At 71.0% G+C, this 6,401-nt stretch carries 8 protein-coding genes; 7 read left to right on the top strand and 1 reads right to left on the bottom strand.

All coding sequences use genetic code 11. From position 1 onward, the window contains the following. Nucleotides 1-146: 146 nt before the first annotated feature. The 7 genes from AX669_RS07030 (at nucleotide 147) to AX669_RS07055 (ending at nucleotide 5,406) form a co-directional block, all read left to right on the top strand. Nucleotides 147-1,604, top strand: a complete 1,458-nt coding sequence (locus tag AX669_RS07030; RefSeq protein ID WP_062257478.1) for an NAD(P)/FAD-dependent oxidoreductase — start codon at nucleotides 147-149, stop codon at nucleotides 1,602-1,604. Between the two features lie 199 nt (nucleotides 1,605-1,803). Beyond that, the gene (locus AX669_RS07035; protein ID WP_231729462.1) at nucleotides 1,804-3,333 is read left to right on the top strand and encodes an amidase; all 1,530 of its coding nucleotides are present in this window, start codon (nucleotides 1,804-1,806) and stop codon (nucleotides 3,331-3,333) included. A 71-nt stretch (nucleotides 3,334-3,404) separates the two neighbouring features. After that, nucleotides 3,405-3,710, top strand: a complete 306-nt coding sequence (locus tag AX669_RS07040; protein ID WP_156444955.1) for a hypothetical protein — start codon at nucleotides 3,405-3,407, stop codon at nucleotides 3,708-3,710. After that, on the top strand, nucleotides 3,707-3,862 hold the full coding sequence (locus AX669_RS13360; RefSeq protein ID WP_006943511.1) for a lipopolysaccharide assembly protein LapA domain-containing protein: 156 nt from the start codon (nucleotides 3,707-3,709) through the stop codon (nucleotides 3,860-3,862). The genes AX669_RS07040 and AX669_RS13360 overlap by 4 nt, the downstream gene beginning before the upstream one ends. Further along, nucleotides 3,859-4,263: a hypothetical protein gene (locus AX669_RS07045; RefSeq protein ID WP_062257482.1), complete on the top strand. Its 405-nt coding sequence runs from the start codon at nucleotides 3,859-3,861 to the stop codon at nucleotides 4,261-4,263. Before AX669_RS13360 ends, AX669_RS07045 begins: the two co-directional genes overlap by 4 nt. Nucleotides 4,264-4,325: 62 nt before the next feature. Further along, nucleotides 4,326-4,508 (top strand): hypothetical protein, encoded by a 183-nt coding sequence (locus tag AX669_RS07050; protein WP_062257483.1) that lies wholly within the window; start codon nucleotides 4,326-4,328, stop codon nucleotides 4,506-4,508. A 127-nt stretch (nucleotides 4,509-4,635) separates the two neighbouring features. Further along, the gene (locus AX669_RS07055) at nucleotides 4,636-5,406 is read left to right on the top strand and encodes a CPBP family intramembrane glutamic endopeptidase (RefSeq protein WP_006943541.1); all 771 of its coding nucleotides are present in this window, start codon (nucleotides 4,636-4,638) and stop codon (nucleotides 5,404-5,406) included. On the opposite strand, the gene AX669_RS07060 is transcribed toward AX669_RS07055, so the two are convergent. Further along, the coding region (locus tag AX669_RS07060; RefSeq protein WP_304438404.1) for a diacylglycerol kinase family protein at nucleotides 5,393-6,401 on the bottom strand (1,009 nt) is incomplete at its 5' end. The two genes, AX669_RS07055 and AX669_RS07060, sit on opposite strands and share 14 nt — an antisense overlap.

Genomic DNA, 6,401 nt, shown 5'->3' on the forward strand with positions numbered 1-6,401 from the left:
CCGCCGATGACGTCGGTCGCGTTGACGAGCCCGACGTCCTGAAGCGCCCGCGCCGACGTCCGCTTCTGAGCCGTGCACACCTGCGATTCTGGGTCACATTCGTCCCCGGCGCCCCGCGTCCGTAGCCGCGTCCTTACGCTTCACGCATGAACTTGACGCGCGTGGCCGTGGTCGGCGCCGGACCCAACGGCCTCGCCGCGGCCGTGACGCTGGCGCGCGCCGGGCTCGCCGTCGACGTCTTCGAACGCAACGGGTGGACGGGCGGTGGCGCGGCCACCCGCGAACTCAGCCTGCCGGGTTTTCGCCACGACGTCGCGAGCGCCGTCCACCCGATGGCGCTCGCGAGCCCGTTCTTCCAGGAGTTCGACCTTGCGCGGCGCATCGACCTCGTCGTGCCCGAGGCCTCGTTCGCACATCCGTTGCCGGGGGGCCGTAGCGGCATCGGGTATCGCGACCTCGACCGTGCGGCCGACGCACTCGGCGCGGACGGTGACGCCTACCGCTCCTTCCTCGGCCCCGTCGTCGAGCGCCTGCGCGGCGTCACCGACATGACGATGAACACGCTGCTGCGGGTGCCACGCGACCCGATCGCGGCGGCCGTCTACGGCGCGCGCGTCCTGGAGGCGGGCACGCCCGCATGGTCACGCCGGTTCGTCGAGGACGTCGCCCCGGCGATGCTGACGGGGTGCGCCGCGCACACGATCGGCCGCCACCCCACTCTCGCCATGGCCGGTGGCGGGCTCATGCTGAGCGCAACCGCGCACGCGCAGGGTTGGCCGGTGCCGGTCGGTGGTTCACAGGCGATCGTCGACGCGCTCGTCGCGGACCTCGAGGCGCACGGTGGGCGCGTCCACCTCGGGCGGGAGGTCACTGACCTCGCGCAGCTCGACGAGTACGACGCGGCCGTGCTCGACGTCGGCGTCCCCGCGTTCCTGACGATGGGCGCCGCGCGCCTGCCTGATCGCTACCGGCGCGCTCTCGAGCGGTTCAAGCCGGGCAGCGGCGTGAGCAAGGTCGACATGGCGCTCGCCGGGCCGGTCCCGTGGAGCGATCCGCGCATCGGCAAGGCCCCCACGGTGCACCTCGGCGGCACACGCGGGCAGATCGCGGCGGCGGAGAACGACGTCGCGCGCGGGCGGGTGCCCGAGCGTCCCTACGTTCTGGCCGTGCAGCCGAGTGTCGTCGATTCCACGCGCGCGCCGGCCGGGCAGGCGACGTTCTGGGCGTACGTCCACGTGCCGTTCGACAGTGACGTCGACGCCACCGAGGCCGTCCTCGCCGCCGTCGAGGAGCACGCCCCGGGTTTCCGTGACCTCGTGCTCGCCTCAACAGCGACGCGCGCCGACGAGTTCGCGGCGGCCGTCAGTCCCAACTTCGCGGGCGGCGACTTCGCGAGCGGCGCCGTCACGATGACGCAGATGCTCAAGCGTCCCGTCGTGTCACCGACGCCGTGGCGCACACCCGCCGACGGTGTCTACCTCGCGTCGGGAGCGACGACGCCGGGCCCCAGCGTCCACGGCATGTGCGGCTGGCACGCGGCGCGAACCCTGCTGCACGACAACGAAATCCCCGCCCCGAACCTCGCGCCCACCTCGGCCCGCTGAATCGTCACGATACCCAGGGAGGCGTGCCCTCTCACGCACCGCCACCACCATCGTCGAGGCCATGCCGACATCGGCGACACGGGCGACATCGGCGACACGGGCGGCATCGGCCACCCGAGTTGCGCGCTTCGGCCCACAGGCGGCGTCGCAGGCGGCACACTGGCAGATCGAAGCTGCCACGACGAAAAGGGGTCAGATGATGTCCGAGACGAGGCCGAAGCAGATCCACGCGTTCACCGACGATGCGCTCGGTGACATGGACGCGACAGCGCTCGCCGACGCCATCGACTCGGGCCGCATCAGCGCGACGGAGGCCGTCGAGGCTGCGCTCGCGCGCGCCGAGAAGGTCGACGGGGTGCTCAACGCCATCGAGTTCATCGACGCCAAGCGCGCCCGTCAGCGTGCTGGTCGTATCGACGCGGGCCTCGGAGGTGGGCGCCACGATCATCCGGACGCCGCGCTGCGCGGCGTGCCGAGCGCGTTCAAGGACAACGTCGTCGTCGCCGGCGTGCCGATGACGCAGGGGTCGGAAGCGATGCCGCGCGTCAGCAACCGCCGCAGCGGCAAGGTCGTGACGCAGATCCTCGGCACGGGCATCGTCCCCATCGGCACGACGACGATGCCGCCGTTCGGCTGGACGGCGACGACGGAACGCCCTGGCGGCAACGTCACGCGCAACCCGTGGGACACGTCGCGCAGTTCGGGCGGTTCCTCCGGCGGTTCGGCGGCGCTCGTCGCGTCGGGCGTCGTCCCCATCGCGCACGGCAACGACGGTGGTGGCTCGATCCGCATTCCTGCCGCGACGTGCGGCCTCGTCGGCCTCAAACCGACGCGCGGGCGCCTCATCATCGGTGAGAGTTCCGCGCAGATGCCGGTGAAGATCGTCACCGACTCGGTGCTGACGCGCACGGTGCGCGACACCGTCACGTTCTTCGAGGACGCCCAGCGCGTGCACCCGGCGCGTCGCCTACCGCCGATCGACGTCACGTCGCACCCCGGGCTGACGCGCCCGCTGCGCATCGGGTTCATGCACGACAGTCCGTTCGCGCCTCCGTCGGATGCACCGACGCGAGCCGCCGTCGACACGGCTCTCACGATGCTGGGCGGGCTCGGGCACGACATCGTCGACTGGCAACCGACGATTCCCGAGTCGTTCCAACAGGATTTCCTCGACTACTGGGGTTTCCTCGCGTTCAACACGGTGGCGGGCGGCAAGCGCCTGTTCCACAAGGATTTCGACGCGAGCAAGCTCGACCCGTTGACGCTCGGGCTCGCGCAGATGGGACGCCGCCGGCTCGCGCACGCGCCGAAGTTCCTCGCGCGTCTGCAGGCGTCGGGTCGTGTGTACCGTTCGCAGATGGCGAGCGGCCCCGATGTCTTCGTCTCACCCGTCCTCGCCCACGTCGCACCCGAGATCGGTTATCTCGCAGGCGATCTCGACTACGAGACGCACCTCGAGCGCGTGCTCGCCTACTGTGCCTTCACGCCGCTGCACAACGCGACGGGCGCACCCGCCATCAGCCTGCCGCTGGGACGGACCGATGACGGGCTGCCGGTCGGCGTCATGATCTCCGGGCAGATCGGCGACGAGAACACGCTGCTGCGGCTGGCTCTGCAGATCGAGGCGGCCCACCCGTTCCGTCGCCTCGACCAGATGGGCGAGGCGGCCCAGGGCGGCGTTCCGAACCGCGACGAACCGGGTGCCGGCGCCGCATCGAACGGCGCGTGACGACGGCGTTGTCGGTGACGCCAGGCACAATGGCGACGTTCGACGAGCACCTGAAGAACGAAGGAGACGCAGTGGAGCGTTCAGGCACGCGCGTGCGCGCCCGACTCAGTCGGGCGTGGTGGGCGGCGTTCGTCGTCGTCCCACTTGTTCTCGGCGCTGCGGCCGCGTTCCTCGGCAAGTCCTCGATCGAATCCAACCTGCAGCAGCGAGTCGAGCGCAGCGTCGCCGGCACGGGCGTCGCTCAGGTCTCCGTCTCGGTCGACGGCCGCGACGTCACCGCCGTCGTCCCGGCGCGTTCGGGCAACGACGCCATCGACTCGGTGCGCGACGCCGCGTCGCACGTCGACGGCGTCCGCACGGTGAAGGTGCACCGATGAACCTCGTGATCGACAGCGTCTTCGTCATGCTCGTCTGTTTCGTGCTCGGCGCCCTCATCGCCTGGCTGCTCGCCGCCGCGCTCTACCCGACGCGCCGCGACCTGCGCCAACTCGACGAGCAACACGAGGGCGACGCGGGGAGCGTCCGATGATCTGGCTCGCCGCTCAGCTGTGGCCCGCAGCGCTGCTGGCGCTCGTCGCCGGTTTCGCCATCACCTGGTTCACCGTCGTGCGTCGCCTCGACGATGCGCCCGTGAGCGCTGAGCGTGAGCGACGCGACGGTGGCTCGCGGCGTGCAGGACGTTCTAGCGGCGGCCATTCGGACGCAGGACGCGCCGGCGCAGGACTCGCAGGTGCAGGACGTTCGGATGCAGCAGGCTCGCGCCGTGACGACCCGTCCGACGGGCTCGACGACGGCGAGCCCGTCAACTGCGAGCGACACGTCGCGTCCCGGGTCGACGGCGAAGAACGCGACGAGGCCCGCCCCGACGTACCCGCGCATCGCACGAGTGGCAGTGTCGGCAGCGCGTTCACCTCGCGCCGCGACGAGTGACGCGCGGCCGCTGGCACACCGACGACGGGCCAGGACGAACATTCGACGAGCGAGGAGCTGACATGAGCGACGACACGATCAACGACCCCTACGACGAGGCCCCGGTTCACGTCCTCGATGACGAGGCAGAACCCGACGCCGAGGCTGACGGTGGATCCGACGCTGACGCCGACGCCGACTCTGACGACGTCGTCACCGACACGGGCACCGATGACGACGACGCCGGCTCGCTCGGCGTCTCGTGAACCGCGCTGTGCCGCTGAACCCCACGCTGCTTCGGTGAGTACCCGAGTCGACGCGCCGAGTGAGCGCGCACGAACAGCGCTCGGCCGTCTGCGAGGCCAGATGGCCTGGCCTGGTACGAGACTCGACGTGGCCCGCACGCGCCTGCCGCGGCGTCAACTGCTCGCCGAGACGGTCATCGTCCTGCTGCTCAGCCTCGGCGCGAGCGCGATCTGGTCGGCGCTTTCGCTGCTGCGCACGGCCCTGACGGCGCGCGCGACGCACACGTCGATCAGTCAGCAGACGTCGACGCTCAACTCGTCGCGTTCGAGCACGCAGTGGCTCGACGTCGTCTATCAGCTCGTGCAGATCGCGCTGGCGCTCGTGCCGGTCGCGCTCGTCGTTCTCCTGCTGTCGCGCGAACTGCGGAAGCCGCTGGCCTACCTCGGGATCGACCGCACACGCCAGGCACCCGACGCCGTCCTCGGTGCGCTGCTCGCCGCCGTCATCGGCATCCCGGGCCTCGCGCTGTACCTCGTCTCGCGGGCCATGGGCATCAACACGACGGTCGTCGCGTCCGGCCTGGGCGAGCACTGGTGGGTCTTTCCGATCCTCGTCCTCGCCGCCGCGCAGAACGCGATCCTCGAAGAGGTCGTCATGATCGGCTACCTCTTCACGCGCTGGTCGCAGGCCGGGTGGGGGCGCACGAAGGTGATCGTCGTGAGCGCGCTGATCCGCGGCAGCTACCACCTGTACCAGGGCCTCGGCGGGTTCGTCGGCAACGTCGTCATGGGCCTGATCTTCGGCTGGCTCTACACGCGCACGCGACGCGTCCTGCCGCTCATCGTCGCGCACACGATCCTCGACGTCGTCAGCTTCGTCGGTTACGAGCTGCTCGCCGGCCGCGTCAGCTGGCTGTGACGCCCTGGCGGCGCCATCCGAAGCGTCGCAGCACGCGACTCCAACTGCCTGTGCGCGGCCGATAGACGGTGAGAGCGCGGTAGGCGACGTCGAGGTCGAGCACCGTCCCCGAGCCGGTCACCTCGCCGTCGCGGGCGAACAGGATGGGACCGCCGACGACCTCGAGGTGAGCCTTCGGCGCGTCGAACTCGTGGTAGAGCGGCAACCGTCCGAGCCCGCCGGTGAAGACGGCGAACAGCGTGCGGACGGCGGCCCACCGCGAGCCTCGCTCCAAGAACCGCAGGTCGAGCTGCCCGTCGTCCATGCGCAGCCGCGTCTGCGGTGCGTCGCCGGGCGGGTCGTAGCGGCCATTGCCGATGAAGATGCCGGCGAGGGTGTACTCGCGGTTGTCGTAGCGCAACATGAACGGCTCCGCGGTGCGCAGCATCCGCCATCCGGCGACGACGGCGGCGAGCGGTTTGCCGATGCGCCCCTCGAGCTTCTCGCGGCGGATGACGAACTCGGGGTACGAGCCGGCGCTCGCGGTGTTGAGGAATATCTCGCCGTTGAGGCGCGCGACGTCGACGGCCGTGCACCATCCTTGCTCGATCGCCCGCGCGGTCGCGTCGACGCTCACCCCGAGCGCCTTCGCGAAGTGGTTGAACGTGCCGGCGGGGAACACCGCGAGCGGCACGTCGTGCTCGATCGCGTGCCGCGCACCAGCTTGCAGCGTCCCGTCACCGCCGCCGACGCCGAGCACGTCGCAGCGCGCGGCCGCGTCGGCGAGCAGGTCGTCGAGATCCTGCCCCTGCCCGAGGCGGACGATCTCCACCTCGGGCAGCAGCTTCTCGATGCGTCGGATGACGCGCGCGCCGTTACCTCCTCCTGCTCGCGGGTTGATGACGCAGACGACGCCCGCGCCGCGCGGGTGGGGCGGCACGTCGATCGTCAGCGGCGGCGCCGGCGTCACCTTTGCCGGCGGGGCGGACGGTTGCACGCGCGCCCCGAGCGTCGAG

The organism is Dermacoccus sp. CCH2-D9 (assembly GCF_001556795.1).
In the GTDB taxonomy this organism is placed as follows: Bacteria; Actinomycetota; Actinomycetes; order Actinomycetales; family Dermatophilaceae; genus Dermacoccus; species Dermacoccus nishinomiyaensis.